The following is a 24,844-nucleotide window of genomic DNA, read 5'->3' on the forward strand; positions in this document are numbered from 1 at the left end:
CCTCTCCACGAGGTGCGCGCACGGCGCCGGTCGCGCCGGACGAGCACGGCTCAGCGCACGGCTGGGTGCCAGCCCTGCGCACGACTCAGCGCGCGTCTGCTCCCGAGGCTCCGGCTGCTGCGCGCGCCGCGTCGGGGAGAGCCTCGATGATGCGGGCGAGAGCGACGTCATCATGCGCCGCGGTCACGAACCACGCCTCGAACGCGCTCGGAGGCAGGTTCACCCCGCGCTCGAGCATCGCGTGGAAGAACGCACGATGCGCGCCGACGTGCTGGCGCTGCACCTCGGCGTAACCGCGCGGCGCCGACGGGAAGTCGCCGAAGAGCACGCTGAACAGGGTGCCTGCGCGTTGGACGCGATGCGGCACCCCAGCCTCCTCGAGAGCCGCGGTCACGGCTCCGGTGAGCACGTCCGCGGCGTGCGAGAGCCGAGCGTAGGCGTCGGCGTCGGCATGGCGGAGCGTGGTGAGGCCGGCCGCGACGGCCAGAGGATTGCCCGAGAGCGTGCCCGCCTGATACACCGGTCCGAGCGGCGCGAGCAGCTCCATGAGATCGGCGCGCCCTCCGAGCGCGGCGAGGGGAAGCCCGCCGCCGACGACTTTGCCGAAGGTCAGGAGGTCGGGTGCGACGCCGGCGGCGACGCGATCCTGCTCGATGCCCCAGAACCCCGATGGTCCGGCGCGGAACCCGGTGAGCACCTCGTCGAGGATCACCAGTGCGCCGTGGGCGTGCGCGAGCCGGATCATCGCCTCGGTGAACCCCGGCATCGGCGGCAGTACGCCCATATTGGCTGCGGCGGACTCGGCGATGATCGCAGCGATGCGATCCCCGTGCTCGGCGAAAGCCGCCTCGAGCGCGGTCAGATCGTTGTAGGGCAGCACGAGCGTCTGCCCGGCGGTCTCGGCTGTGACGCCGGCCGACCCCGGCATCGCGAGAGTCGCGAGCCCGGAGCCCGCCTCCGCGAGCAGTCCGTCGGAGTGCCCGTGGTAATGCCCGGCGAATTTGATGATGAGCGGACGCTGGGTGGCACCGCGGGCGATGCGGATCGCCGTCATCGTCGCCTCGGTTCCCGTCGAGACGAGGCGCACGCGCTCGATCACGGGCATCCGGGAGATGATCTCTTCCGCGAGCTCGGCCTCCTGAGGAACCGAAGCACCGAACCCGAGGCCGCGTGCGGCAGCCTGCTGCACGGCGTCGACGACCGCGGGGTGCGCGTGCCCGAGAAGCGCCGGCCCCCAGGAGGCCACGAGGTCGACGTACTCGTTGCCGTCCACATCGGTGACGTAGGGGCCAGAGCCGGATACGAGGAATCGCGGCGTGCCCCCGACCGACCCGTAGGCGCGCACCGGCGAGTTCACCCCGCCGGGAATCACGCGAGCGGCACGCTCGGAGAGGGCGGCGCTGCCGGAGGCATCTGGGTGGGGAATCAGGTGTGCGTTCATGGGTTCCATCCTGCGATTCGGGTGCGGTGGGGCGAGCTCAGCATCGGCGGGCGGGCTCGGGAGACTCGGGCGAAGGCCAGCGGGCGGTATCAGATGCGACGAGCGAGCTCGGTGGCGAAGTACGTGAGCACCGTGTCGGCGCCGGCGCGCTTGATGCTCACCACCGCCTCCTCGATGGCGCGCTCGCGATCGATCCAGCCGTTCGCCGCGGCCGCCTCGATCATCGCAGCCTCCCCCGACACTTGGTAGGCCCACACGGGCACCGGGCTCACGGCCGCGACGTCGGCGAGCACGTCGAGGTAGCTCATCGCGGGCTTCACCATGACGATGTCAGCGCCCTCTGCGAGATCGAGTTCTGCCTCGCGCAGCCCCTCGCGGCGGTTGGCGGGATCCTGCTGGTAGGTGCGCCGGTCGCCCACGAGCTGCGAGTCGACCGCTTCGCGGAACGGTCCGTAGAAGGCGGACGCGTACTTGGCGGAGTAGGCGAGGATCGCCGTGTCAGAGAAGCCGTTCGCGTCGAGGGCGTCGCGGACGGAGGCGACCTGACCGTCCATCATGCCCGAGAGCCCGAGCAGAGCGGACCCGGCGGCCGCCTGAGCGAGCGCCATGTCCCGGTAGCGCTCGAGCGTCGCGTCGTTGTCGACGACGATCTGGTCGCTGTCGCTCGATGTGACGCGCAGCACCCCGCAGTGGCCGTGGTCGGTGAACTCGTCCAGGCAGAGGTCGGTCTGCACGACGAGGGCGTCGCCCACTTCTTCGGCGACCGCGCGCGTCGCGACGTTCAGAATGCCATCGGGGTCGTCGGCCGCGCTGCCGACCGCATCGCGCACCTCTGGCACGCCGAACAGCATGACTCCACCGACCCCGGCCTCCGCCGCGTCGGCAACGGCTCGGCGCAGGGAGTCGAGAGTGTGCTGGTGGACCCCGGGCATCGAGGAGATGGCCTGCGGCTCGGCGATGCCCTCGCGGACGAAGAGCGGCAGTACCAGGTCAGCGGCATGGAGACGGGTTTCTGCGGTGAGACGGCGCATCGCTCGGCTGGTGCGGAGCCGGCGGGGGCGAACGGTGGGGATCATGCTGGGCTACCTCCGGAGGTACTCGGGAACGATGTGAGCGCGACGCGATCGAGCAGATTCGAGACGGTGTGCGGTTCGGCGACGATATCGGCGACCAGTCCGTGCTCCGCGAGCGCGCGCGCTGATGGGGCGCCGATCGCTGCGAGGCGCACGCCCGGGGGCAGCGGGGCGAAACGCCGGGCGACCTCGTGCGCTCCCGACCCGCTGAGCACGAGGATCACGTCGATCTCACCTCTGGCGACGCGCTCCTCGATCGCGGTATCCCGGGAGGCCGGCAGCGTGCGATAGGCCGTCACGCGATCGACGCGATGGCCCGCGCCCTGGAGCGCCGTCTCCAACGTGCGATCGGCGAGCTCCGAGACGGGGAGGAGGAACCGCAGGGAGCCGTCGAGCGGGAGTTCGAGCAGCGCGGCTGCGAGACCGACGGCCGAGTAGTCGGCAGGAGGCACGAGATCGGGGTCGAGGCCGTGCGCCCGGAGCGCGTCAGCCGTGGCCGGGCCGACGGCCGCGATGCGGGCCGACGACGCGGCAGGGGTGTCGCTCTGCAGGGCACGGGCCCCCGCGGCAGCGAATGCGTCGGCAGCGTTCGCGCTCGTCATCAGCAGCCAGTCGTAGTCGCCGCGATTCCATGCGGCCGCGGCATCGCGGAGCGGACCGGAGTCCGCAGGGGGTGCGATGTCGGTGAGCGGGGCGAGCAGCGGCTCCCCGCCCAGGCCCCGCACCTCTGCAGCGTCGCGCTCACCCGCGGCGCCGCCGCGCGTGATGAGCACCCGGACGCCGGCGAGCCCGGCGCGGTCGGCGCGGTCGGCGAGCCCGGCGCGGTCGGCGTCGGTCATGCACGGCCCCCGAGCGGCGCGAGATCGGCCGCCCCTGCCGCGAGCAACTCGGCCGCGACCCGACGCCCGAGTTCGGCCGGCACCTCAGGCACCGGCACCCCGGAGTCCGGCGCGGTCGTGCTCCACGGAAGCGAGGCCTCGGCGGTCAACTGCTCCGATCCGTCGACGCGATACACGACAGCGCGCAGCCGCAGCTCGTCGCCCGTCACTTCGGCGCACGCCCCGATCGGTGCGGCGCAGCCGGCCTCGAGCGTTGCGAGCAAGGACCGCTCGGCGAGCGCCGTCGCCCGGGCCTCGGCGTCGTCGACAGCCGAGAGGGCAGCGATGTACGGCTCGGTCGTCGCGTCGGCCGCGCGCACCTCGATCGCCAGCGCACCTTGTCCGGGGGCTGCCGGAACGTCGGTGAGGGGGAACCGTTCGGTGATGGCATCGGCGCGGCCGAGGCGATCGAGTCCCGCTGCTGCCAGCACGACGGCGTCAAGGTCGACCCCCACGCGGCCGAGTCGGGTGTCGACGTTGCCGCGCAGGTCGTGCACGTCGATGTCGGAGCGGCGGGCGCGGATCTGCGCGGCGCGGCGCGGCGAACCGGTGCCGACCCGCGCGCCGACCGGCAGGTCGGCGAGGGTGAGACCGTCGCGCGCGCACAGGGCGTCGCGCGCATCGGCGCGAACGGGAACGGCACCGAGCGAGATGCCCGCGCACGCCCCGGTCGGAAGGTCTTTGAGCGAGTGCACGGCGAGGTCGCACTCACCGGCGAGGAGGGCGTCTCGGAGCGCGCTCACGAAGACGCCGGTGCCGCCGAGCTGCGAGAGCGGTGCGCGCGTGACATCGCCGTGCGTTGTGATGATCACCAGGGCGACATCGAGGCCGGTCGCCGTCGCCATCTGCTCGGCGACCATCGTGGTCTGCGACACGGCGAGGGCACTTCCCCGCGTTCCGACGCGCAGCAGCCCGGGAGCGGGCGCGAGCGGCGCGTCTGACCGGAAGACTCGGCCGGACGGGGAGGGAAGCGATGCGTTCATTTCAGAGGTCTTTCGATTCGATTCGTCAGTGGGAGGCGGCGAGGGCGGCGGCTGCCGCGGTGCGGGCCCCCTGCACGATCGCCGCGAGGCCGGTGCCGCTGACCCAGTCTCCGGCGAGCGTCACGCCGGCGGGAGCGGTGAACGGGCGAGCGTCGCGCGATCCCGGGGGGCGGCCCATGCGCCACGTGCACCGCACGAGGTCGACGACGGTGTCGGCGCGGAGATCGACGCCGAGAATGCGTGAGGCGTCGTACCGGGCGATCCCACGCACCTCCGCATCATCGAGCCCGACGGTCTCCGGTGCCGAGCCGGCCCGGCCGTACGAGAGGCGCACGATGTGACGGCCGGGTCCTGCTTCGCGCGCACGCTCGGGCCACTTGGCGGTGACGTGCGTGAGCGCCTTCGCGAGGATTGGAGCCGCTCCGCTCTCACGGCGCGCACCGGCCCCGACGGCGTCCCGCGCGACGAGCGCACCGGTGCCGCGCGGCGCACGGTCGAGCCTCGGATCATCGATGGCCAGCGCGACGACTTCGATGCGGTCGGTCGCCTGACCTGCGGCACCCGTCCCGCCGACGAGCCGTCGAGCCACGTTCTCCGGCACCGCGAGCACGACACGGTCGGCCGCTGCGAGCACGGCATCGTCATCGCCGAGCACGAGCCACGTGCCGGCGCCCGCTGCAGCGGTCTCGCGCGCCTCGATCCTCCGCGCCTCGATCCTCCGCGCCTTCGTTCCTCGGAGCACGGCGACGCCGCGACGCCGCACGTCGGCTTCGAGCCCGTCGATCAGCTGCGTCATCCCGCCGCGCAGGCCCGCGACCGCTCCGCCCGCCGCTGCCTGGCCGTCTCGCAGATCACGAGCGGCGGCGATGAGCGTTCCCCGCTTCGCGTAGGCCGCGGCGAGCCCCGGCACGGTGGCCACACCGAGGCGCTCAGGGTCGGCCGAGTACACGCCGAGCGCAACGGGCCGTACGAGGCGATGCAGGGCGCGTGATCCGAGCCGCGCGCGCACGAGCTCGGCGAGCGATCCGGCCTCGCTCCCGACGCTTCGGGGCAGCAGCGGCTCCACGGCTGCCCGCAGTGCGCCCGGCATCCCCAGCGCGCGAACGGTGGCGCGGGAGAGCGGCTGGGCGGGGATCCCGAGGGTCCCGGCGGCCGGCAGCGGGATTGACCGCGCACCGTCGATCACCCAGGAGCCGAGCGGCGCGGGCCGCACGACCTCGTCGGACAGACCGAGTTGGTCGATCAGCTCGGCCACGGTGCCTCCGCGGGTCGCGAAGGACTCGGCGCCGATGTCGATCGTCGTTCCGGCGAGCGCGGCGCCCCGGATGCGGCCGCCGAGCCGCTCGGAGCCTTCGATCACGACCACGTCGGCGCCCGCGACGGCGAGCTCGCGCGCCGCAGTCAAGCCGGAGACGCCACCGCCGACGACGGCGATGCGCGGTCGGGGAGAGTCAGGCTCCATGGGCGAACGAGACGATGCGGGTGAGCACATCGGGGTCGGTCTCCGGCGGAACCCCGTGACCGAGATTCAGCACGTGGGCGGGCGCACTGCGGCCCCGGCGCAGCACATCGGAGACGTGGGCTTCGAGCACGTCGGTCGCAGCACCGAGATACGCGGGATCGATATTGCCCTGCAACGGGAAAGCGCCGCCGAGCCTGCGGTTCGCCTCGTCGAGCGGCGTGCGCCAGTCGACGCCGAGCGCGTCCACGCCGACCTCGGCCAGCTCTTCGAGCAAGTGGCCGGAACCGACGGCGAAGTGGATGATCGGGACGGCGCGCGCCGCGGCCGCGTACCCCTCACCCGCTGCGTAACCGAGTCGGCGCACGGGCTCGAGTGTGCGCCGAGAGGCGGGGGCGACTCGATCGCGGTAGTCGGCAGGCGACAGCGATCCGGCCCACGAATCGAACAGCTGCACGGCGCTCGCGCCCGCCTCCACCTGCGCTTCGAGGAACACGCCGCAGAGGTCGGCGACCCAGTCGAGCAACGACGCCCAGGTCTCGGGGTCGGCGTGCATGAGGGTGCGGGCCCGCAGGTGGTCGCGCGAGGGCCCGCCTTCGACGAGGTACGCGGCCAGGGTGAACGGCGCCCCCGTGAAGCCGATGAGCGGTGTGCTGCCGAGCGCCTCGGCGGTCAGACGCACCGCGTCGCGCACCGGGTCGAGCGCCGCCCGCAGCCGCTCGGGGGTGAACTCCTCGCGCACCCGTGCGACGTCAGCCGCGGTGCGCACCGGGTTCGCGAACACGGGCCCTCGGCCGGCGACGAGATCGACGTCCACCCCGACCAGCTTCATCGGCACGACGATGTCACTGAAGAACACCGCGGCGTCGACGCCGTGCCGACGCACGGGCTGCAGCGTGATCTCGCTGGCCAGCTCAGGGGTGAGACACGCATCGAGCATGCGGTGGTCGGCGCGGATGGCGCGGTACTCGGGCAGCGAGCGACCGGCCTGGCGCATGAACCAGACCGGCGTAGACTCGGGTCGGTCGCCCCTCAGGGCTCGGATCAATGGCGCGTCGCCCGTTCGGCCGTCGACGAGCGGGTGCGAAGCTGGGAGGAAGTTCATCGGTCGAGATGCTAGCTTATAGATCTGATGTGTCACATCTGATGTGTTCAGATTCGAGCGAAATGCCGCGCGAAACAACCACGAATCCCTGATCAGAAAACGTATCGATTATCTATGCTGCTGTGCCTCTCCTTCGATCACCGCGGGTGCTCCTTCCCTCTGCTGGAGCGCCTCACTGCGCGCACCCCGGAGATCACCGAGGCGCTGACCGCGTCGAATGACCTCGACGGCGTCGTGGTGCTGTCGACCTGCAACCGCTTCGAGGTGTACGCGCAGGCCGGGCGGGACACGAGCGAGGCGATGGTCGAACTGATCTCGCAGGTCGCCGGCGTGCCGGTGTCATCGCTCTCCATGGCGGTCGATGTCGAGTTGGATCACCGGGCCGCCGAGCATCTCTTTGCCGTTGCGTCCGGTCTCAAATCAGCGGTCGTCGGCGAGGAGGAGATCGCCGGGCAGGTGCGCCGCGCCCACGTCGACGCTCGCGAGCGCGGCACGGTGACGCACCACCTCGAACGCCTCTTCCAGACGGCCACGCGCACGTCGCGCACCGTCAAGCACCGCACGGAGATCCACTCCCAGGGGCGCTCGCTCGTGCGTCTCGCCCTCCGGCTCGCGGAGAGCCGGGTGCCCGTCTGGCAGGATGCCCGCGTGCTGCTCATCGGCACGGGCGCGTACGCCGGCGCGACGATCGCGGCGCTGCGATCACGGGGCGCCGAACGCATCAGCGTGCACTCCCCCTCCGGCCGGGCGGCAGCGTACGCCGAGCGCCACGACCTCACCCCCGTCGATCCCGCCGAGCTGCGCAGCGCGCTCGACGCCGCTGATGTGATCATCGCGTGCAGCCGAACCGAGGAGCCACTGCTCACCGAGGCCGATTTCGCGCCTCTGGAACCGGGCGCGACGGCGACGACTGGGATCTCGAGGCCGGTCTCGCCGCGCCTCCTCATCGACCTCGGCATGCCTCGCAATATCGACCCGGCCGTCACCCGCATCGACGGCATCGAACTGCTCGATCTCGAAACTGTCGCACGGCACGCTCCGGTGACCGAGCTCGGCACCGAGCACGAGGCTCTCGAGATCGTCCACGATGCTGCGGTCGAGTTCGGCGCATCTCAGGCGGAGCGCGACACCCTGCCGGTACTGCTCGCGCTGCGCGGCCATGTGAACGCGATCTTGGAAGACGAGTTGTGCCGCGCCCGTCGTGCCGGAGACGACGAGGATGATGCGACTGCCGCCGATGTCGAGGCGGCGCTGCGGCGCCTCACCGGCCGCCTGCTGCACGCCCCCACCACGCGCATCCGGTCGCTCGGCCGGGAGGGGCGAGCATCGGAGGCTTCCGAAGCGCTCTCCGCGCTCTTCGGTCTGGAGTCTGCCGAACGCTCCTGACCGCGCTGGGCGGGGCGCGCGCGCTCTCGCGTCGGGTCGCGTCCGGGCCGTCACGCCCAGCGTCCGAGCTCTACGGGCGGTAGTACACCGCGATACGCCCCCCGCCGTGCTCGACGACCTCGACGGGAGTGTCGAAGACGCGCTGCAGCACCTCCGGGGTGAAGATCTCGTCGGGCGTACCTGACGCGACCACGCGGCCCTCGGCGAGCGCCACGATCCGATCGGCGTACGCCGCGGCGAAGTTGACATCGTGGATGACGAGCACGACGGTCTTGCCCAGCGCATCGGCCGCGGCTCGCACCTGCGCCATCATCGAGACGGCGTGGCGCATGTCGAGCCCCGTGAGCGGCTCGTCGAGCAGCACGTAGTCCGTGTCCTGGGCGAGCACCATCGCGACGAACGCCCGCTGTCGCTGCCCGCCGGAGAGCTCGTCGATGAAGCGATGCTCCATGGCCGTGAGATCGAGAAATTCGATGGCGGAGGTGATGGCGTGCGCGTCGGCTTCGGTGAGTCGTCCCGCGGAGTGCGGGAAGCGCCCGAAGGTGACGAGTTGCCGCACGGTGAGGCGCGACATGAAGTGGTTCTCCTGGCGCAGAATCGACACCGCGCGCGCGAGTTCGCGCGCTTTCGCAGCGCGCACGTCGAGGTCGCCGATCGTCACCCTGCCGGAGTCGGCGTCGAGCAGTCTCCCGATGATCGTGAGCATGGTCGACTTCCCGGCCCCGTTCGGTCCGATCAGCGCCGTGACTCCGCCGCGTTCGATGGTGAGATCGATGGGGCCGAGCACGCGGTGCCCGGCGTAGTGCTTCTCGACCCCCGTGAGCGCGATCATGCGCGGTCTCCTCTCGGTCGGCGAACAGTGGGACGGCTCATCATCTGAGCCCCTTTCTCAACAGGATCGCGAGGAACAGGAGACCGCCGGCGAACTCGATGATCACGGTCACCAGCCCCGCGGCGGCGAACACGTGCTTCAGCACGAAGGTGGCGCCCAGCAGCGTGACGAGCGCCACTCCGATGGCGAGCGGGAGCGTTTCGGCATGCCGATCCTCCCGGGTGAACTGGTACGCGATCGTCGCCACGAGGAACCCGAAGAACGTCATCGGCCCCACCATCGTCGCCGATATCGATATCAGCACCGCGACGGTCACGAGGATCAGCACGACCTCCTTGCGGTACGCGACCCCGAGCCCGGTCGCCACATCGCGGCCGAGCGCGACGACGTCGAGGAGGCGGCGCCTCCTCCAGATGATCACCAGCAGCACGGCGACGATTGCGCCGGCGATCGGAAGGTAATCGGGGTTTCCCTTGCCGATGCTGCCGAAGAGGCGCGCGCTGAGCACGTCGAATTCACTGGGAGTCAGCAGGCGCTGCATGAATGTCGACAGTGAGCCGAATCCGATGCCGAGCACCACGCCGACGAGCAGCAGCAGGTGGAGGTTCGCCCGCTTCCCCGAGAACAACCACCCGTAGAGCACCGTCGCGAACGCGATCATGAGGAGGCTCTGCGCGATGATCTTCGGGATCCCCTCCATGCCGACCGCCGCCATGCCGAAGACGAACATGAGCGCCGTCTGCGACAGCACGTACAGCGCGTCGAACCCGAGGATCGAGGGGGTGAGGATCCGATTCGCCGTCGCCGTGTGGAAGAGCACGGTCGCGACCGCCTGGCACACCGAGACGAGCGCGATGGTTCCGAGCGACGTGAGCCGGGAGCGCACGATGATCCAGAACCCGTCGGATCCGGGGGCCGCCGGATTGCCGTAGACCAGGATCGCGATGGCGAGCGCGGCCGCCGTCGCACCGACCAGGAGCACCGCGCGGTGCTCGGCGACCCATGCGCGCCGTGAACGGCTGCCGCGCGGCAATCCTGCGAGCCGCTGCTCCCCCACCACGCTACGCATTGCGCTGCCTCAGCAGAATCGTGATGAAGGCCGCCGATCCGACGATGCCGAGCACCATGGAGACGGGCACCTCGAACGGCATGCGCACGGTGCGCCCGATCACATCGCATACGGTCACGAGTGCGATGCCGCCGAGGCACACCCATGGCAGGTTGCTGCGCACGTGATCGCCGCGGATCATGGCGACGACGTTGGGCACCACGAGGCCGAGGAACGGCAGGAACCCGACGACCACCGTCGTCACTCCCGCCGCCACCGCGACGAGCGCCGTGCCGGCAACCAGCACCACTTCATAGCGCACGCCGACGCTCGTCGCGACATCTTTGCCGAGGCCGGCGACGGTGATGCGGTCGGCGAGGACGAAGACCAGCAGCGTGACGATGGCGACGATCCAGAGCACCTCATACCGTCCGCGCACCACCGCCGTGAAACTGCCCATGAACCAGGTGCCGATCATCTGCAGGAGGTTGAACTGCGCAGCGAGGAATGTCGTCAGCGCGCTCACCACAGCGCCGAGCATGATCCCGATCAGCGGCACCACCAGCGTCGTGCGAATGACGATGCGACGCAGGATCGCCATGAAGACGAGCGTGCCGACGAACGCCGAGAGGCTTGCGATCATCATCCGGCCGACGAGGCCCACCTGGGGCGCGATCAGCACCGTGAGGAGGAGTCCGAGCGCCGCCCATTCGGTGGTGCCAGAGGTCGTCGCGTCGACGAAGCGGTTCTGCGTGAGCATCTGCATCACGAGACCGCTGGTCGCCAGAGCCGCACCGGCCAGCACCAGCGCCAGGGTGCGCGGCACTCGGGTGATCCAGAACATCTCGCCGCCGCGCTCACCGCCCGCGATGTCGTACGCCCCGATGAGCAGCGACGCGACGAGCAGGCCCGTGACGATGAGGATCGCGAGGACCAGCGCGAGGGAGCCCTTCCAGCGCGAACGGCGAGCGGGGCCCGCACCATCGGTGCGGGCCCCGTCCCTGGCTGCTGGCGCTGCCTGCTGCGTCACGCTCATGCGCCCGCGAACGCCTCCTGCAGCTGTTCGTACAGCTCGGTGTACGCCTGGATGTCTTCCGTCAGGTAGAAGTCGGAGTCGAGGTACACGATCTGATCCTGCTCGACGGCCGTCACACCCTGCAGCGCTTCAGAGCCGGCGATCAGCTCATCCGCCGGCACAGCTCCCGGTTCTGGTTCGGCGAATGACGCATCGCGATCCAGCACGACGATCCAGTCGGGGTTCGCCGCTGCGATCGCCTCGACGCTGATGTCGTCGCCGTGCGACGTGTCCTCCGCCTGCTGCTCGATCGCGGGCTTCAGGCCGAGAGCCGAGAACACGGGCCCCACGCTGCGGCCGGTGACGGGAGCGGCGAACTCGATCTTTCCCCCCGAGGTGATGAGCCCGATCACGGAGTCGGTGCCGTTGTAGGCCTGCTTCGCATCGGCGATCGACTGGTCGAGCTCGGACGTGATCTCTGCGGCCTCGTCCTCTCGATCGAAGATCTGCCCGAGAATCTCGGTCTCGCGCTTGAGCTCCTCCATCGGGTCCTCACCGTCGCGAGGTGCGATCTCGATGACGGCTGCGTCGGGATTCTGCTCGACGATCGTGTCGTACGACTCGGAGAAGCGGTAGCCGCCGATGATGAGGTCGGGCTGAGCGGCGACGATGGCTTCGAGGTCGGGCTCGCGATGCGTCCCGACGTCTGCCACCTCGGCGTCGTCCGTGTAGTCGGGCCACGCGGTGCCCATGATGCCCTTCGGAGCCGCGACCAGTGGAACGTCCCACTCATCGAGGGTCTCGAACACATGGTTGTCGAGCGCGACGACGCGCTCGGGGTTCACGGGGACCTCGACCTCGCCGTGGTTGTCGGTGATGGTCACCGTGGTCTCGGCCGGCGCGGCCTGCTCCTCGTTCGCCTCCGCGCCGGGGGCGCACGCCGACAGCGTGAACGCAGCGGTCAGGGCAAGGGCTGCGAAGCCCGCGCCGCGCAACATCTGGGTGGACACGATGGCTGCTCTTTTCGTCTCGGGTCTCATCGATCTGCGCCGACGACTGCATCGGATCGCAGCGGCCGCGCACGTTCTCGCGGCCCCGAGTTAGCCTAGCCAACGTTTCATCTGATGTTCAAGCCGAAGGGGTTCGCCTCAGCCGATCAGATCAGCATCGCCCCCGGTCAGACGGGTGTTATGGATTTCAATTCTTGAGCCTCGGAGGGAGCCGAGCGAGTGCATCCCGTGCATGACAGACCACTGCTCCCTGTGCAGTAGGCACTCGATCTCATCGAAGCCCACTGCCCAGGGAGCAGTGAAGAACGGCCCGGAATGAACGCCGGATTGCCGCAGGCCCTGTCTCGCGGGCGGTTACCTCGCCTGGGGCGGACGAGGCGCGCCCGGCACCGAGAAGTCGGGCTGGCCGTCGGGCCCGGCCGGAATCGGGCGGCCGTCGGCGAAGGTCGGCCAGGGCAGCAGCTCGGATTGGCCGCTCGGCTGCGCCTGAGGCTGCTGCTGCGCCTGGGGCTGCTGCTGCAGCTGGGACTGCTGCTGCAACTGATGCTGCTGCTGCATCTGGGCTTGCTGCTGCGCCTGCTGCGCCTGGGAGTTCTGCTGCTGCGCTCGCTGCTGCTGCGCGCGCCCGTGGGGCTGCTGCGCGATGTACGGCGCCGGCGCGCCCTGGCGCATGCTGGCGCGCGCGGCTCGAGCCGCATCACGCTCATCCGCGCCGAAGAACCAGCGGAGCAGCAGGGTGATCGACAGGCCGAGCGCGGTCAGGATCAGGATCGCGGTCGCGATCTTCCAGTACATATCCGGCACATTGAGCTCGAATGCCTCGATGCCGACCGGCGCGGTGAACAGAATGCCCGAGAGCACCGCGAGCACGCTCGTCACGAAGGCGAACCGCGTGATCGTCTCGGAGCGCTCGGCTCCGACCCGCAGCAGAAGCTGCGCGCAGAGGATGACCAGTCGCGTGACGAGAATCACGAAGAACGACTTCCAGAAGATCTCCCAGAGCAAGGAGTACGGGTTGTAAGGCGTCATCCAGATGACGATCATCAGCAGGCCGAGGATGTAGGCGTTCGCGATGAGGGCGACCGGCGCGTACCACTCGGACTTCTGCTCCCGCCGCGTGTCGAGCGCCGTGAAGATGACGAACACCGCGAACAGCGCGAACGTCGAGAAGACGCGCTCGAACTTGCCCTCGAAGTCACCGATGAACAGCAACGAGATCGAGGCGATGGTCAGACCGGCGAGCAGAATGATGCTGACCTTCAAGAAGGTCGAGAGCTTGCGCTGCTGATTCGCCGCCCCGGAGGCCGGGCCCGCCGTGGGCCGTGCGGCCTGCCGCGACGCCTGGCGCGCTCCGTCCGGCGTGTACGACGGGGCCTGCGCATGATCGCTCGGCTGCGGAACGGGCGTCTGGCCTGCTGCGTGAGTATTCGGATCGCTCATGGCGTTCAGTCTCCCCTGATCTGCTGACAATCTCCACCCTAGACTGTCAGCCCTGCAGGCTCGGGAATGCTCCCGCGATGAGGGAGCAGTACGGGACGAGCCGGGTGACGCGACCACGTAGACTGAACCCCGTACGTTCGGCGCTCCCGTGCGCCGAAACCACCCCCGATCCACGGAGCACATCGAGCGTGACAGACATCGACGCCACCCAGAGCGGCCCCCGCCCCGACACGGTCGCCGATGCGATCGCGACGCCCGAGAAGGAGCAGCCGTACGGCGCACTCGGGTTGAAGCCCGACGAGTACGACCGCATCCGCGAGATCCTCGGCCGGCGTCCCACCTCCGGCGAGCTCGCCATGTACTCGGTGATGTGGTCGGAGCACTGCTCGTACAAGTCGTCGAAGATCTACCTCCGGCAGTTCGGCCAGAAGGTCAACGACAAGATGCGCGAGCGTCTGCTCGTCGGCATGGGTGAGAACGCCGGCGTCATCGACATCGGAGAGGGCTGGGCAGTGACCTTCAAGGTCGAGAGCCACAACCACCCCTCGTACATCGAGCCGTTCCAGGGAGCCGCGACCGGCGTCGGCGGCATCATCCGCGACATCATCTCGATGGGGGCTCGCCCCGTCGCGGTCATGGATCAGCTGCGCTTCGGCGCGATCGATGACCCGGATACGGCACGCGTCGTGCACGGCGTCGTCTCAGGCATCTCGTCGTACGCCAACTGCCTCGGCCTCCCGAACCTGGGCGGCGAGACGGTCTTCGACAGCGTCTACCAGGCGAACCCGCTCGTCAACGCGCTCGGCGTCGGCGTACTGCGCCACGAGGATCTGCACCTCGCGAACGCCTCCGGCGCAGGCAACAAGGTCGTGCTCTTCGGCGCTCGCACGGGTGGCGACGGCATCGGCGGGGCGTCGATCCTCGCCTCCGACAGCTTCAGCGAGGGCGGGCCGACCAAGCGCCCGGCCGTGCAGGTCGGCGATCCGTTCGCTGAGAAGGTGCTCATCGAGTGCTGCCTCGAACTCTTCCGCGATGAGCTTGTCGAGGGGATTCAGGATCTCGGTGCCGCTGGCATCTCGTGCGCGACCTCCGAGCTCGCGGCGAACGGCGACGGCGGCATGTTCATCGAGCTCGACAGCGTGCTGCTGCGCGATCCGTCGCTCACGGCCGAGGAGATCCTCATGTCGGAGAGCCAGGAGCGCATGATGGCGGTCGTGCACCCCGACAAGCTCGACGCGTTCCTCGCCGTGACCGCGAAGTGGGACGTCGAGACGAGCGTGCTCGGCGAGGTCACCGACACCGGCCGCCTCGTCATCAACTGGCGCGGTGAGGAGATCGTCAACGTCGATCCTTCGACTGTGGCCGTCGACGGCCCCGTCTACGAGCGCCCCGTCGAGTACCCCGCATGGATCGATGCGCTGCAGGCTTCCGGCGTCAACGCCTCGGGCCTGGCGCGTTCGGACTCCGGCGATGAGCTGCGCTCGCAGATGATCGCCGTCGCCGCATCGCCCAACCAGGCCGATGTCTCGTGGGTGACGAACCAGTACGACAAGTACGTGCTCGGCAACACGGCGCTCGCGTTCCCCGACGGCGCAGGCATGATCCGCGTCGATGAGGAGAGCGGCCTCGGCGTGGCCATCGCCACCGATGCGAACGGCCGTTACTGCCAGCTCGACCCGTACGTCGGCTCGCAGCTCGCACTCGCCGAGGCGTACCGCAACGTCGCCACGTCCGGCGCCGTTCCCACCGCCGTCACCGACTGCCTGAACTTCGGCAGCCCCGAGAACCCCGAGGTCATGTGGCAGTTCTCGCGCTCGGTCGAAGGACTCTCGGATGCGTGCCTCGCTCTCGAGGTGCCCGTCACCGGCGGCAACGTCTCGCTCTACAACCAGACCGGCGACACCCCGATCTATCCGACGCCCGTCGTCGGCGTGCTCGGCATCATCGATGACGTCGCGCGCCGCGTGCCCAGCGGATGGCAGGATCAGGGCGAGCACCTCTACCTGCTCGGCACCACCCGCGACGAGCTCGACGGATCAGCCTGGGCCGAGACCGTGCACGATCACCTCGGCGGCCGCCCGCCGATCGCTTCCCTGGCCGAGGAGCGCGCGCTCGCCGAGCTGCTGCACGCGGGCGCACAGGGCGGACTCATCTCCGGGGCTGTGGATCTTTCGGAGGGCGGCCTCGCTCAGGCACTCACCGATGGCGCGCTGCGCTTCGGCGTCGGTGCCCGCGTGTGGATCGAGGAGATCATGTCGCGCGACGACGTCGACGCCACCGCTGCACTCTTCTCGGAATCTCAGGCGCGCGTGCTCGTCGCGGTGCCGCACGAGGAAGAGGTGAAGTTCCGCGGGCTCTGCTCGGGCCGCGATTTCCCGGTGCTGCGCATCGGTGTCACGGATGGTGCGGGGGCGGATGCCGCGATCGAGGTGCAGGATCGCTTCACCCTGCCGCTCTCCGAGCTCGGCGCCGCGTCTCGCGCCACCCTTCCCGATCGCTTCGGCGCGGTCATCGGCTGAACGCACCGCGTTCGGCCGGCGACCGCGGTGGCGCTACAGCGCCAGCCCACGGAGCGAAGCGCGGGGAGGCGGTCATCGGCTGAACGCACCGCGTTCGGCTGGCGACCGCGGTGGCGCTACAGCGCCAGCCCACGGAGCGAAGCGCGGGGTGGCGGTCATCGGCTGAACGCACCGCGTTCGGCCGGCGACCGCGGTGGCGCTACAGCGCCAGCCCACGGAGCGAAGCGCGGGGTGGCGGCTAGCTCCGGATTTTCACTCAGCACAGACGCGCGAGCGGCGGAGTTCGTGCCGCGGCGCGCCTCGCTCTCGTTCGTACCCGCGAACTTCGGAGTCGGTGGGGGACGTTGCCCGAGAACGCCCCCACTGGCCCCGGGTGGGTGGATCGGACGGGTGGCGGCGCCATGATCGGCCGCGCGAATGTGTGGACATTCCCGCGAGTGCACCCCACAACACTGCTTTTCCGACCATCATGCGCGGAAATCCCCTTGCAGTCCTACTGATTTTCAGCTGACCACGCACGCACCCGAGATGTTCCGTCCGTTCGTCACCCTATCGTCGAACCCAGTGTCTTCACGTGGGCGCACGCCCTGGAAGCACATGAACCTGTCCCGCGCGCTTTAAAGGAACACCAATGAATCGTCGAACCACTGCACTTGCATTGCCCGCCACCCTCGTTGCCGCCCTCCTGCTTTCTGGGTGTGGAGGCGGCACTGGTAGCACCGAGAGCCATTCTCCGGCGCCTGCGACATCGGCGCCCTCGGAACGAGCGAACGAGAGTTCTTCGTCGTCCACGGATCTGCGGAACCACACACCCGGAGTGACGCCCCGAGAGGCCGTAGCCACTGCTCAGGAATCACACCCGGGTGATCTGCAATCACTTGAACTCACCACCACCCGCAGTGGCGTCGTGTACCGAGTTGAACTCGCCACGGCGGAGAACGAAGCGGACGTCGTGGTGGACGCTACGGACGGAGTGTTGCTCGATTCGCGCATCGAACGATCGGATTCATTCGATCCGGCTGACCCCGCGATCTCCCTCTCGGACGTGATCGACGCGCAGGATGCGATGCAGAGCGCGAACACGATCATCGACGGGCCTGTCGAGAGTTGGACCCTCACCCACTCTGACGGAAGGCTCGTCTACCAGGTGGACTTCGAGGGCAAAGATCGTGAGATCGACGTTGACGCGTTCACCGGCGACGTGGTGGAGATCGACGACTAACCCGTCAATCTCGCCGAGGGCTTCCTCATCGTCAGACGGCTCGGACGTTTGTCTCGCTCCACTGACCTGAGCGCCGGCGTCACCGCGTAAGGAACCCCGAAACGCGTCCCACGATGCGCGTGTGGATCTCATCGACGGGCAGTGCAGCATCGATGGTGAAGAAGCGGTGCGGGTCCGCCTTCGCGAGCGCACGGAAGCCGTCGCGCACCGCCGTATGGAAGTCCACTGCTTCTGACTCGAGGCGGTCGCTGCTCCCACCGCGGTCGCGGCGGCGGCCGGAGCTGGTCTCGGGGTCGAGGTCGAGCAGAATCGTGAGGTCCGGCCAGAGCCCCCCGGTCGCCCACTCGCTGATGCGGCGCACCTCGTCGACGTCGAGCACGCGCCCCGCCCCCTGGTACGCCAGCGAGGAGTCGATGTACCGGTCCTGCACCACCACTGCGTCCCGCTCGAGGGCGGGGCGCACGACTTTTGCGACGTGCTGGGCGCGGTCTGCGGCGTAGAGCAGGGCTTCAGCGCGCACGTCGACCTCTCCGATCTCGTCGCCTCCGTGCAACAGGAGGCGACGCACTTCGGTTCCGAGACGGGTGCCGCCCGGCTCACGGGTGCGGACGACTTCGAGCCCGCGGCCCTCGAGCCACTGCTCGAGCAACTCCGCCTGCGTCGTCTTCCCCGCGCCGTCGCCGCCTTCGAGGGTGATGAAGGTTCCGCTCATGTGCTCCTCCGCGACCGCACGCGGCCGCACTCGTCGTTATGCCTGGGACTCTGCGGCAGCTCGGTTCGCGGCTCGGGTCGCCGCCGCCTTCTTCGCAGCTGCCGACCGCGCCGGGTCCACCGCCTTCGCGCCCGAAGCGGACTTCTTCGCTGCAGGCTTCTTCGTCGCCGGCTTCTTCGCTGCAGGCTTTTTCGTCGCCGCCTTCTTCGCCGCGGGCTTCCGCGCGGGAGCCTTCTTCTTCGCGGGGCCCTTCGCGCGCTTGATCGCCAGGAGCTCGACGGCGCGGGCGAAGTCGATCTCGTCCACGCTGTCGCCGCGCGGGATGGTCGCGTTCGTCTCACCGTCGGTGACGTACGGGCCGAAACGGCCGTCCTTGACCTTGATCGGCTTGCCGCTCACGGGGTCGGCATCGAATTCCTTCAGCGCGCTCGACGCGCGCTTGGCGCCGTACTTGGGCTGAGCGAACAGCTCCTGGGCTCCGGCGAGATCGATCGAGAAGATCGCATCCTCGCTCGGAAGCGATCGCGTGTCGCTTCCCTTCTTCAGGTACGGGCCGTAGCGCCCGTTCTGCGCGGTGATCTCAGCCTCGGACTCGGGGTCCACTCCGACGACACGGGGAAGGTCGAGCAGCGCGACCGCGCTGTCGAGCTCGATCGTGGCGGGGTCCATGCTCTTGAACAGGGACGCCGTGCGGGGTTTCTGGCCCTTCGGCAGTTCCTCGCCCTCATCGGGGAGCTCGGTGACGTAGGGACCGAAGCGCCCGTTCTTCGCGACGATGCGCTTCGAAGTCTGCGGGTGGAGACCGACGACGCGATCCTCGGCCGGTTCGGCGTCGGCGAGCTCGTGGGCTCTGGCAGGCGTCAGTTCATCGGGCGCGAGGCCGTCGGGGATGTTGACGCTGCGCGGCTTCACCACGCCGTCTTCATCGACCTCGCACTTGTCGTCGAAGACCTCGAGGTACGGGCCGTACTTGCCGTTGCGGAGCGAGATCTCATCATCGATCTTGATCGTGTTGATCGCACGCGCGTCGATCTCGCCCAGGTTGTCGACGACGCCGCGCAGGCCGGGGTGCGCGTCGGTGCCGAAGTAGAATTCGCCGAGCCATTTGCCGCGATCCGCCTCGCCCGAAGCGATGCGGTCGAGGTCGTTCTCCATCTCGGCTGTGAAGTCGTAGTCGACGAGCTCGCTGAAGTGCTCTTCCAGGAGTCGTACGACGGAGAAGGCGATCCAGCTGGGAACGAGCGCCTGCCCCTTCTTCGTGACGTAACCGCGATCCATGATCGTGCTGATGATCGCGGCGTACGTCGACGGACGGCCGATGCCGAGTTCTTCGAGTCGCTTGGTGAGGCTGGCCTCCGTGTAGCGCGGCGGCGGGCTCGTCTCGTGGCCCTTCGCGGTCGGCTCTTCGATGCCGAGCCCCTGACCCGAGGACAACTGCGGGAGCTTCGCATTCTGATCGCCGGACTTGTCGCCGCGGTTCTCATCGCGGCCTTCCTCGTATGCGAGGAGGAATCCGGGGAAGGTAATGACGGTGCCACTGGTCGTGAATTCCGCAGCGGTCGGTGCAGCGCTTCCGGCCTCCGACACCTGTGCCGAGAGGGTCACGGTGTCGGTGGAGCCCTTGGCGTCTGCCATCTGGCTGGCAACCGTGCGCTTCCAGATCAACTCGTACAGCGCGAATTCGCCCTGCGTGAGCTTCCCCTTGAGAGAGCTCGGACGCTGGAACACTTCACCGGCCGGCCGGATCGCCTCGTGCGCCTCCTGGGCGCCCTTCGACTTGCCCGTGTACACGCGCGGCTTCTCGGGCAGCGTCTGCGCGCCGTACAGTTCCGCAGCCTGCGACCGGGCCGCCTGCACTGCCTGCTTCGAGAGCGAGGGCGAGTCGGTACGCATGTACGTGATGTAGCCGTTCTCATACAGCGACTGCGCGAACGACATCGTCTGCCGTGAGCTGTAGCGGAGCTTGCGAGAGGCCTCCTGCTGCAGCGTCGACGTGGTGAACGGCGCTGCAGGGCGACGCGTGTGCGGCTTCGTCTCGACGGAGACGACTTCTCCCCTGGCGTCCGCAGCGAGCAGGGATGCGAGGCGCTCGGCACGCTCCTGCTCCAGCGGAATGACCCCCGCCTTCGACGCACGAGCCGTCAGGTTGCCGTCGTCGCCGAAGTCGGCGCCGGTGGCGACGCGCTGGGCGTCGAGCCGCACGAGCCTAGCTTGGAACGCCGTGGTGTCGGTAGCGCTGTCGTCGGGTCGGAAGGTCGCGGTGAGGTCCCAGTACTCGGCAGCGCGGAACGCCTGGCGCTCGCGCTCGCGGTCGACGACGAGTCGCGTCGCCGCCGACTGCACTCGGCCTGCGGAGAGCTTGGGCGCGACCTTGCGCCAGAGCACCGGAGAGATGTCGTACCCGTACAGGCGATCGAGGATGCGTCGCGTCTCCTGCGCATCGACCAGCGCCGTGTCGAGGTCGCGCGTGTTCTGCTTGGCCTGTTCGATGGCGTCCTGCGTGATCTCGTGGAACACCATGCGATGCACCGGCACCTTGGGCTGGAGCACCTCGAGGAGGTGCCACGCGATGGCCTCGCCCTCGCGGTCCTCATCAGTTGCGAGCCACAGCTCGTCGGCACCCTTCAGCGCGCGCTTCAGCTCGGAGACCGTTTTGCGTTTGTTGTCATTGACAACGTAGTACGGGGCGAAGTCGTTCTCGACATCGACCGCGAACTTCCCGAATGCGCCCTTCTTGAGCTCCGCGGGCAGGGCCGATGGCTCGGCGAGATCACGAACGTGTCCGACCGATGCAATGACCTCGTAGTCGTCTCCGAGGTAGCCGCCGATGGTCTTCGCCTTAGTCGGTGACTCGACGATGACGAGTTTCTTCGTACCCTTCACGGGTCTCCTTCGTTGCTTCACGCAGTGTAGGGCTGCTCCGCCAGGACCGGCTGAGGGTTCTGCTCCGACACGATACACATTCTGGCGTGAGAATCCACCTGCGGGATTCCACGCATGTTCTCTCTTCATTATGTCCGTCGCCGGCCGAAGTACTCGCATTGGAGTTTCTGCGCACTGCGTCAACGGATCTCAGGGCCACCGATATAGAGGTATGGATTCACGTCGGGAAACGCGTTCGACGGGGTGGTCGACAGCGTGAAGTGCGAGTGCGGCCCCGACGTGCATCCGCTCATGCCTGCGAGGGCCACCGGTTGTCCGGCTCGCACTGCAGTGCCCGGCGATAGCCCGAAGGCGTCGGTCGATCCGGGGGCCACGTGATTGTGGGAGCTGAAGAGCACTTCCCCCCGATAGCTGTGTCTGATGATGATCGTGTGATTCGGGCCATGCCACCACGAGGGTTCGGCGACGCACTTCTCGGGCGGCCCACCGCTGTCCGTTCCGGCTGCGACGACGACGCCGTCGTAGGGAGCGTAGAGCGGTGACCCTTCAACCGCACGGAGATCAATGGAGTAGCCGTCGTGGAACCCCTGCGTGATGCCCGACTCCGAGCTGGGCCACGCCCAGCCATTCGCGCCGACCGCACCTCCCGGCATCGCGGAACTCGGCGGTGGACCAGCGTGCGCCGACGCGCCGACGGCCCCGAGCGGCCCGTCCGCCACCACCTTCACGCGGGCGTCGGCGAGGGCGGGATCGAGCTCGCAGGACACGAGTTCGCTGCTCATCGCACTCGTGACAGCCCCCGCCAGGTCACAGGGGTCTCCCGCGAGAAACCCGGCGGCCGAGTCGGCTGCGGCGAGCGCTGCCGCGTCAGCGGCCCCTGCTGCACGGTGGGAGGCTTCGAGGTGCGACGACGCCGCGATGATCGGTAGGCCGAGACATATCGCAGCGGCTGCGCAGACGAGGGTCGCCGGTGCGCTCATGAGGTCGCTCCCTCACCGATTCGGGCGGCGCACGAGCGCGATTCGACCGCGATGCGGGCGAGGGGTCCTCCACCCGGGCGCGACCGAAGCGTGACGCAGTGCAGCACGCCGTCTTCCACACGTTCGATCTCCACTCGATCACCGAGCGAGTCCAGATGTTTTTGGGCGAGCTCGGCATCACCGCGTGCCTCTGATCTCGCGATCTCAGCCGACGCCGATACGAGGGTGATGCGATGCGCCGCCACGTAGATGCCGCCGATCACGAGCCCGAGTACGGCGAGCACTGCGGGCACGACGATCGCGAATTCCGCCGTGACCGTGCCGCGTTCGTCGTGCCGCAGCGCCGCGAGCATCAGGACCCTGCGCCGAGCGCGTTCTCGACGAGTTCCACGAGCATCGCTCGGATCTCGCTCGACCGCATGATGGCAACCAGCAGACCGGCGAATGCTACGGCGGCCATGATGACAATCGCGTACTCCGCTGTCACGGCGCCGCGCTCATCGTCGGCGAGCGCGCGCATCTCGCCGACGAACGCCCGCCCGCGTCGTCGGCCTCCGCGACGGACGCGCTGCAGACGTGTGCGGCGGCGCTCGGGCCCGCCTTCCGTGGATGTCGCACCTCGGTCGGATACGAGTTGGAGTGTGGGCTGCATCGGGAACCTCCTTGACCTCGCACGGCCCCGGCGATCGCCGGTGCATCCATCCTCACGGGAGAGGCTCGGCCCGACGCGGCCCGACGAACGATCTGTGGAGAACCCGAACGCCGATGCGATCGCCATCCCCTGTGGAGTACGAACGCTGTCGGGAAGCATCACACAGCCCCGAACATGGACAGCACCACCGGCAGCACGCCGAGCACGATGAAGGCGGGCAGCACGCAGACCCCCAGGGGCACCAGCACGCGCACGCCGAGGCGTTCCGCCTCCCGTTCCAGTCGCGCAGCTGAGGCCACGCGCTCTGCACCCGCGTGTTCGAGCAGCAGCGGGCGCATCGGAACACCGGCGGCTTCCGCAGCGGCGATCGTCGACAGCAGCGGGCTCCCGGAACAGAAGTCGTCGAAGGCGATCCACTCGGCCCCGTACTGGTCCACGCGATCCACCACGTGTCTCAGTGCCGCGGAAGGAGGGGCGCCGCCTCCCAGCGCGACCCAGAGCAGTTCGAACGGCAGACCGGCGATGTGATCGTCACTCGCGGTTCGATGCTGCATGGCGCGAGACCAGTGCACGCCGATGCCGAGCAGACCGATGCCGATCGCCGCGATCGCCGCCCCCATCCCGCTGAACAGCACCGGTATCGGATCGAATCCGAGCAGCAGGCCGAGCAGCAGCGCGAGGATCGGCAGGGCCGCAACCATGCGCACCGTCGCCCGCGGACCCGCCAGGAGCACGGAACGTCGTTCCCGCAACTGGTCGAGTTCGCGCAGCGCATACGCGATGCGTTGGAGCGCGGGGGCGAGCGGAGCACCGCATGCTTCGGCGAGGCGCCAGGCGACTGCCAGCACGCGCCATTCCGGATCGGGGGTCGCTGCGAGCGCGGAGGCGACCGGGACTCCGTCTGCCACACGGGCGGCGATGATTCCCGTGGCAGAGGTCGGCTCTGCGTCGGCGGCGATCACTGCGAACGTCCGACCGGGCGGCACTCCCCCGCGAAGGAGCGCCGCTGCTCGTTCCGCGACGACCGTCGCCTCATTCCGTTGATGCGCGGTGACGCTCGAAGCCGAGCCCGAAGCTGAAACGATTCGTGACCGGGCGAGGGACCGGAGTCGCTTCCACACGCGCTACGCCACCACCCTTCGCACTCCGAGCAACCGGTCACCGGTGAGCTCGAGACCGCCGATCGCGCGCACCCGAGGGCCGAGAGCACCCCGTTCGACGTGGACGATCGCGTGCAGTGCACTGACGGCCTGTCGAGCGAGCGCTTCCGGCGTCCATCCCGCGAGCGCACCCAGCGCTTCGAGGCGCGAGGGCACTTCTTCCAGACGGCTCGCGTGGAGGGTTCCGGCGCCGCCGTCGTGGCCGGTGTTCAGTGCCGCCAGGAGCGTCGAGATCTCGGCACCGCGGCACTCGCCGAGCACGATGCGGTCGGGCCGCATGCGCAACGCTTCCCGCAGCAGTCGATCGACCGAGACCTCCCCGACCCCTTCCGCGCTCGCCTGACGCGTTTCGAGAGACACGGCGTGCGGATGCCTCAACCGCAGCTCCGCCACGTCCTCGATCGTGAGGATGCGCTCGTGCGGTGGGGCGAGATCCAGCAGTGCGGCCAGCACCGTCGTCTTTCCGCTTCCGGTGCCTCCGGTGATCAGAATGTTGCTGCGGTCGATGATCACCCGGCGCAGCATCTCTGCTGTGCTCGTCGCGCAGAGGCCGCCGGCGACGAGTTCATCGAACCGAGGGGGCGAGATGCGGGGCAGCCGAATCGATACGGCCGCGCCCTCGACGGCGATCGGGGGCAGTACTGCGTGCACTCGAATGCCATCGCCCAGCCTCACGTCGGCGCAGGGGTGCAGCTCGTCGAGGTGGCGCCCGCCAGCAGCGATCAACCCGGTCGCCAACCCGTGCACCGCTTCAGGATCAGCCTGCCAATCCGGCACCTCCTGCAGCGCTCCGCATCGGTCCAGCCACAGTCGAGCAGCGCCGCCGCGCACCTGCACGATGAGATCTCGCAGATCGGGGTCATCCAGCAGGGGCAGCAGGCCGCCGAACGAACGCTTCGCGGCGCGACTGAGCGCCGCAGATCGTGTCGACACCGAGGGCCGTGGGTCGGGAGGCCGTGGGTGATCCGGAATCTCAGCAGGGGGCATGAGCCCATACCAGCAGGGTTCGCCACGACCAGACCGCTCGCCCGAGCATCTGTGCGCTG

General features: G+C 69.1%; 21 protein-coding genes. 3 read left to right on the forward strand and 18 right to left on the reverse strand.

Translation table 11 applies throughout. From position 1 onward, the window contains the following. Nucleotides 1–85: 85 nt before the first annotated feature. From hemL to hemE, 6 genes are all read right to left on the reverse strand, one after another. Nucleotides 86–1,441, reverse strand: a complete 1,356-nt coding sequence (gene hemL, locus JSQ98_RS07810) for a glutamate-1-semialdehyde 2,1-aminomutase (RefSeq protein WP_200332359.1) — start codon at nucleotides 1,439–1,441, stop codon at nucleotides 86–88. Nucleotides 1,442–1,530: 89 nt separating this feature from the next. Next, nucleotides 1,531–2,517 (reverse strand): porphobilinogen synthase, encoded by a 987-nt coding sequence (gene hemB / locus JSQ98_RS07815; protein WP_200332357.1) that lies wholly within the window; start codon nucleotides 2,515–2,517, stop codon nucleotides 1,531–1,533. After that, a complete protein-coding gene (locus JSQ98_RS07820) occupies nucleotides 2,514–3,353 on the reverse strand; it encodes a uroporphyrinogen-III synthase (protein ID WP_211649103.1) in 840 nt (279 codons plus the stop codon). The genes hemB and JSQ98_RS07820 overlap by 4 nt, the downstream gene beginning before the upstream one ends. Continuing rightward, nucleotides 3,350–4,375 (reverse strand): hydroxymethylbilane synthase, encoded by a 1,026-nt coding sequence (hemC, locus tag JSQ98_RS07825; protein ID WP_211649105.1) that lies wholly within the window; start codon nucleotides 4,373–4,375, stop codon nucleotides 3,350–3,352. The genes JSQ98_RS07820 and hemC overlap by 4 nt, the downstream gene beginning before the upstream one ends. 25 nt (nucleotides 4,376–4,400) lie before the next feature. After that, nucleotides 4,401–5,837 carry a protoporphyrinogen/coproporphyrinogen oxidase gene (locus tag JSQ98_RS07830; protein ID WP_283242024.1) on the reverse strand — a complete coding sequence of 479 codons (1,437 nt, stop codon included), beginning with the start codon at nucleotides 5,835–5,837 and terminating at the stop codon, nucleotides 4,401–4,403. After that, nucleotides 5,827–6,939, reverse strand: coding sequence for a uroporphyrinogen decarboxylase (gene hemE, locus JSQ98_RS07835; protein ID WP_200332351.1), 1,113 nt, complete (start codon nucleotides 6,937–6,939; stop codon nucleotides 5,827–5,829). Before hemE ends, JSQ98_RS07830 begins: the two co-directional genes overlap by 11 nt. A gap of 114 nt (nucleotides 6,940–7,053) precedes the next feature. On the opposite strand from hemE, the gene JSQ98_RS07840 reads away from it, so the two are divergent. Next, nucleotides 7,054–8,325: a glutamyl-tRNA reductase gene (locus JSQ98_RS07840; protein WP_211649109.1), complete on the forward strand. Its 1,272-nt coding sequence runs from the start codon at nucleotides 7,054–7,056 to the stop codon at nucleotides 8,323–8,325. A gap of 70 nt (nucleotides 8,326–8,395) precedes the next feature. Here the strand turns inward: JSQ98_RS07840 and JSQ98_RS07845 are convergent, their stop codons facing one another. The 5 genes from JSQ98_RS07845 to JSQ98_RS07865 all read right to left on the reverse strand — a co-directional run bounded on the left by JSQ98_RS07845 (nucleotide 8,396) and on the right by JSQ98_RS07865 (nucleotide 13,670). Then, complete coding sequence (locus JSQ98_RS07845) at nucleotides 8,396–9,157, reverse strand: iron ABC transporter ATP-binding protein (RefSeq protein WP_211649110.1); 762 nt, start codon at nucleotides 9,155–9,157, stop codon at nucleotides 8,396–8,398. A 40-nt stretch (nucleotides 9,158–9,197) separates the two neighbouring features. After that, nucleotides 9,198–10,226 carry an iron chelate uptake ABC transporter family permease subunit gene (locus tag JSQ98_RS07850; protein ID WP_211649111.1) on the reverse strand — a complete coding sequence of 343 codons (1,029 nt, stop codon included), beginning with the start codon at nucleotides 10,224–10,226 and terminating at the stop codon, nucleotides 9,198–9,200. Beyond that, complete coding sequence (locus JSQ98_RS07855) at nucleotides 10,219–11,241, reverse strand: ABC transporter permease (protein WP_090151938.1); 1,023 nt, start codon at nucleotides 11,239–11,241, stop codon at nucleotides 10,219–10,221. Before JSQ98_RS07855 ends, JSQ98_RS07850 begins: the two co-directional genes overlap by 8 nt. Further along, a complete protein-coding gene (locus JSQ98_RS07860; RefSeq protein WP_211650456.1) occupies nucleotides 11,238–12,218 on the reverse strand; it encodes a siderophore ABC transporter substrate-binding protein in 981 nt (326 codons plus the stop codon). Before JSQ98_RS07860 ends, JSQ98_RS07855 begins: the two co-directional genes overlap by 4 nt. Before the next feature lie 366 nt (nucleotides 12,219–12,584). Further along, nucleotides 12,585–13,670 (reverse strand): hypothetical protein, encoded by a 1,086-nt coding sequence (locus tag JSQ98_RS07865; RefSeq protein ID WP_211649112.1) that lies wholly within the window; start codon nucleotides 13,668–13,670, stop codon nucleotides 12,585–12,587. Nucleotides 13,671–13,858: 188 nt separating this feature from the next. Here JSQ98_RS07865 and purL point away from each other — a divergent pair, with 188 nt between their 5' ends. Next, complete coding sequence (purL, locus tag JSQ98_RS07870; RefSeq protein WP_211649113.1) at nucleotides 13,859–16,189, forward strand: phosphoribosylformylglycinamidine synthase subunit PurL; 2,331 nt, start codon at nucleotides 13,859–13,861, stop codon at nucleotides 16,187–16,189. Between the two features lie 817 nt (nucleotides 16,190–17,006). Next, complete coding sequence (locus JSQ98_RS07875) at nucleotides 17,007–17,411, forward strand: PepSY domain-containing protein (protein WP_211649114.1); 405 nt, start codon at nucleotides 17,007–17,009, stop codon at nucleotides 17,409–17,411. A gap of 79 nt (nucleotides 17,412–17,490) precedes the next feature. On the opposite strand, the gene tmk is transcribed toward JSQ98_RS07875, so the two are convergent. From tmk to JSQ98_RS07910, 7 genes are all read right to left on the reverse strand, one after another. Next, nucleotides 17,491–18,123, reverse strand: coding sequence for a dTMP kinase (tmk, locus tag JSQ98_RS07880; protein ID WP_211649115.1), 633 nt, complete (start codon nucleotides 18,121–18,123; stop codon nucleotides 17,491–17,493). Nucleotides 18,124–18,159: 36 nt separating this feature from the next. Then, a complete protein-coding gene (gene topA / locus JSQ98_RS07885) occupies nucleotides 18,160–21,006 on the reverse strand; it encodes a type I DNA topoisomerase (protein WP_211649117.1) in 2,847 nt (948 codons plus the stop codon). Nucleotides 21,007–21,185: 179 nt separating this feature from the next. Continuing rightward, nucleotides 21,186–21,986, reverse strand: a complete 801-nt coding sequence (locus JSQ98_RS07890) for a M23 family metallopeptidase (RefSeq protein WP_211649118.1) — start codon at nucleotides 21,984–21,986, stop codon at nucleotides 21,186–21,188. Continuing rightward, nucleotides 21,983–22,339: a TadE/TadG family type IV pilus assembly protein gene (locus JSQ98_RS07895; RefSeq protein WP_090151959.1), complete on the reverse strand. Its 357-nt coding sequence runs from the start codon at nucleotides 22,337–22,339 to the stop codon at nucleotides 21,983–21,985. The genes JSQ98_RS07890 and JSQ98_RS07895 overlap by 4 nt, the downstream gene beginning before the upstream one ends. Continuing rightward, on the reverse strand, nucleotides 22,339–22,638 hold the full coding sequence (locus JSQ98_RS15035; RefSeq protein ID WP_249290776.1) for a DUF4244 domain-containing protein: 300 nt from the start codon (nucleotides 22,636–22,638) through the stop codon (nucleotides 22,339–22,341). The genes JSQ98_RS07895 and JSQ98_RS15035 overlap by 1 nt, the downstream gene beginning before the upstream one ends. Nucleotides 22,639–22,796: 158 nt before the next feature. Beyond that, nucleotides 22,797–23,759 carry a type II secretion system F family protein gene (locus JSQ98_RS07905; RefSeq protein ID WP_346728744.1) on the reverse strand — a complete coding sequence of 321 codons (963 nt, stop codon included), beginning with the start codon at nucleotides 23,757–23,759 and terminating at the stop codon, nucleotides 22,797–22,799. A gap of 3 nt (nucleotides 23,760–23,762) precedes the next feature. Continuing rightward, nucleotides 23,763–24,785 (reverse strand): TadA family conjugal transfer-associated ATPase, encoded by a 1,023-nt coding sequence (locus JSQ98_RS07910; protein WP_211649120.1) that lies wholly within the window; start codon nucleotides 24,783–24,785, stop codon nucleotides 23,763–23,765. Nucleotides 24,786–24,844 lie beyond the last annotated feature (59 nt).

Origin of the sequence: Leucobacter manosquensis (assembly GCF_018304845.1) — a bacterium.
GTDB lineage: Bacteria > Actinomycetota > Actinomycetes > Actinomycetales > Microbacteriaceae > Leucobacter > Leucobacter alluvii.

What these genes read in the sequence shown, in the direction of transcription:
- hemL (WP_200332359.1), bottom strand. Translation starts at nt 1,441, where the DNA reads ATGAACGCACACCTGATTCCCCACCCAGATGCCTCCGGCAGCGCCGCC.
- hemB (WP_200332357.1), bottom strand. Translation starts at nt 2,517, where the DNA reads ATGATCCCCACCGTTCGCCCCCGCCGGCTCCGCACCAGCCGAGCGATG.
- JSQ98_RS07820 (WP_211649103.1), bottom strand. Translation starts at nt 3,353, where the DNA reads ATGACCGACGCCGACCGCGCCGGGCTCGCCGACCGCGCCGACCGCGCC.
- hemC (WP_211649105.1), bottom strand. Translation starts at nt 4,375, where the DNA reads ATGAACGCATCGCTTCCCTCCCCGTCCGGCCGAGTCTTCCGGTCAGAC.
- JSQ98_RS07830 (WP_283242024.1), bottom strand. Translation starts at nt 5,837, where the DNA reads ATGGAGCCTGACTCTCCCCGACCGCGCATCGCCGTCGTCGGCGGTGGC.
- hemE (WP_200332351.1), bottom strand. Translation starts at nt 6,939, where the DNA reads ATGAACTTCCTCCCAGCTTCGCACCCGCTCGTCGACGGCCGAACGGGC.
- JSQ98_RS07840 (WP_211649109.1), top strand. Translation starts at nt 7,054, where the DNA reads ATGCTGCTGTGCCTCTCCTTCGATCACCGCGGGTGCTCCTTCCCTCTG.
- JSQ98_RS07845 (WP_211649110.1), bottom strand. Translation starts at nt 9,157, where the DNA reads ATGATCGCGCTCACGGGGGTCGAGAAGCACTACGCCGGGCACCGCGTG.
- JSQ98_RS07850 (WP_211649111.1), bottom strand. Translation starts at nt 10,226, where the DNA reads ATGCGTAGCGTGGTGGGGGAGCAGCGGCTCGCAGGATTGCCGCGCGGC.
- JSQ98_RS07855 (WP_090151938.1), bottom strand. Translation starts at nt 11,241, where the DNA reads ATGAGCGTGACGCAGCAGGCAGCGCCAGCAGCCAGGGACGGGGCCCGC.
- JSQ98_RS07860 (WP_211650456.1), bottom strand. Translation starts at nt 12,218, where the DNA reads ATGTTGCGCGGCGCGGGCTTCGCAGCCCTTGCCCTGACCGCTGCGTTC.
- JSQ98_RS07865 (WP_211649112.1), bottom strand. Translation starts at nt 13,670, where the DNA reads ATGAGCGATCCGAATACTCACGCAGCAGGCCAGACGCCCGTTCCGCAG.
- tmk (WP_211649115.1), bottom strand. Translation starts at nt 18,123, where the DNA reads ATGAGCGGAACCTTCATCACCCTCGAAGGCGGCGACGGCGCGGGGAAG.
- JSQ98_RS07890 (WP_211649118.1), bottom strand. Translation starts at nt 21,986, where the DNA reads ATGAGCGCACCGGCGACCCTCGTCTGCGCAGCCGCTGCGATATGTCTC.
- JSQ98_RS07895 (WP_090151959.1), bottom strand. Translation starts at nt 22,339, where the DNA reads ATGCTCGCGGCGCTGCGGCACGACGAACGCGGCACGGTCACGGCGGAA.
- JSQ98_RS15035 (WP_249290776.1), bottom strand. Translation starts at nt 22,638, where the DNA reads ATGCAGCCCACACTCCAACTCGTATCCGACCGAGGTGCGACATCCACG.
- JSQ98_RS07910 (WP_211649120.1), bottom strand. Translation starts at nt 24,785, where the DNA reads ATGCCCCCTGCTGAGATTCCGGATCACCCACGGCCTCCCGACCCACGG.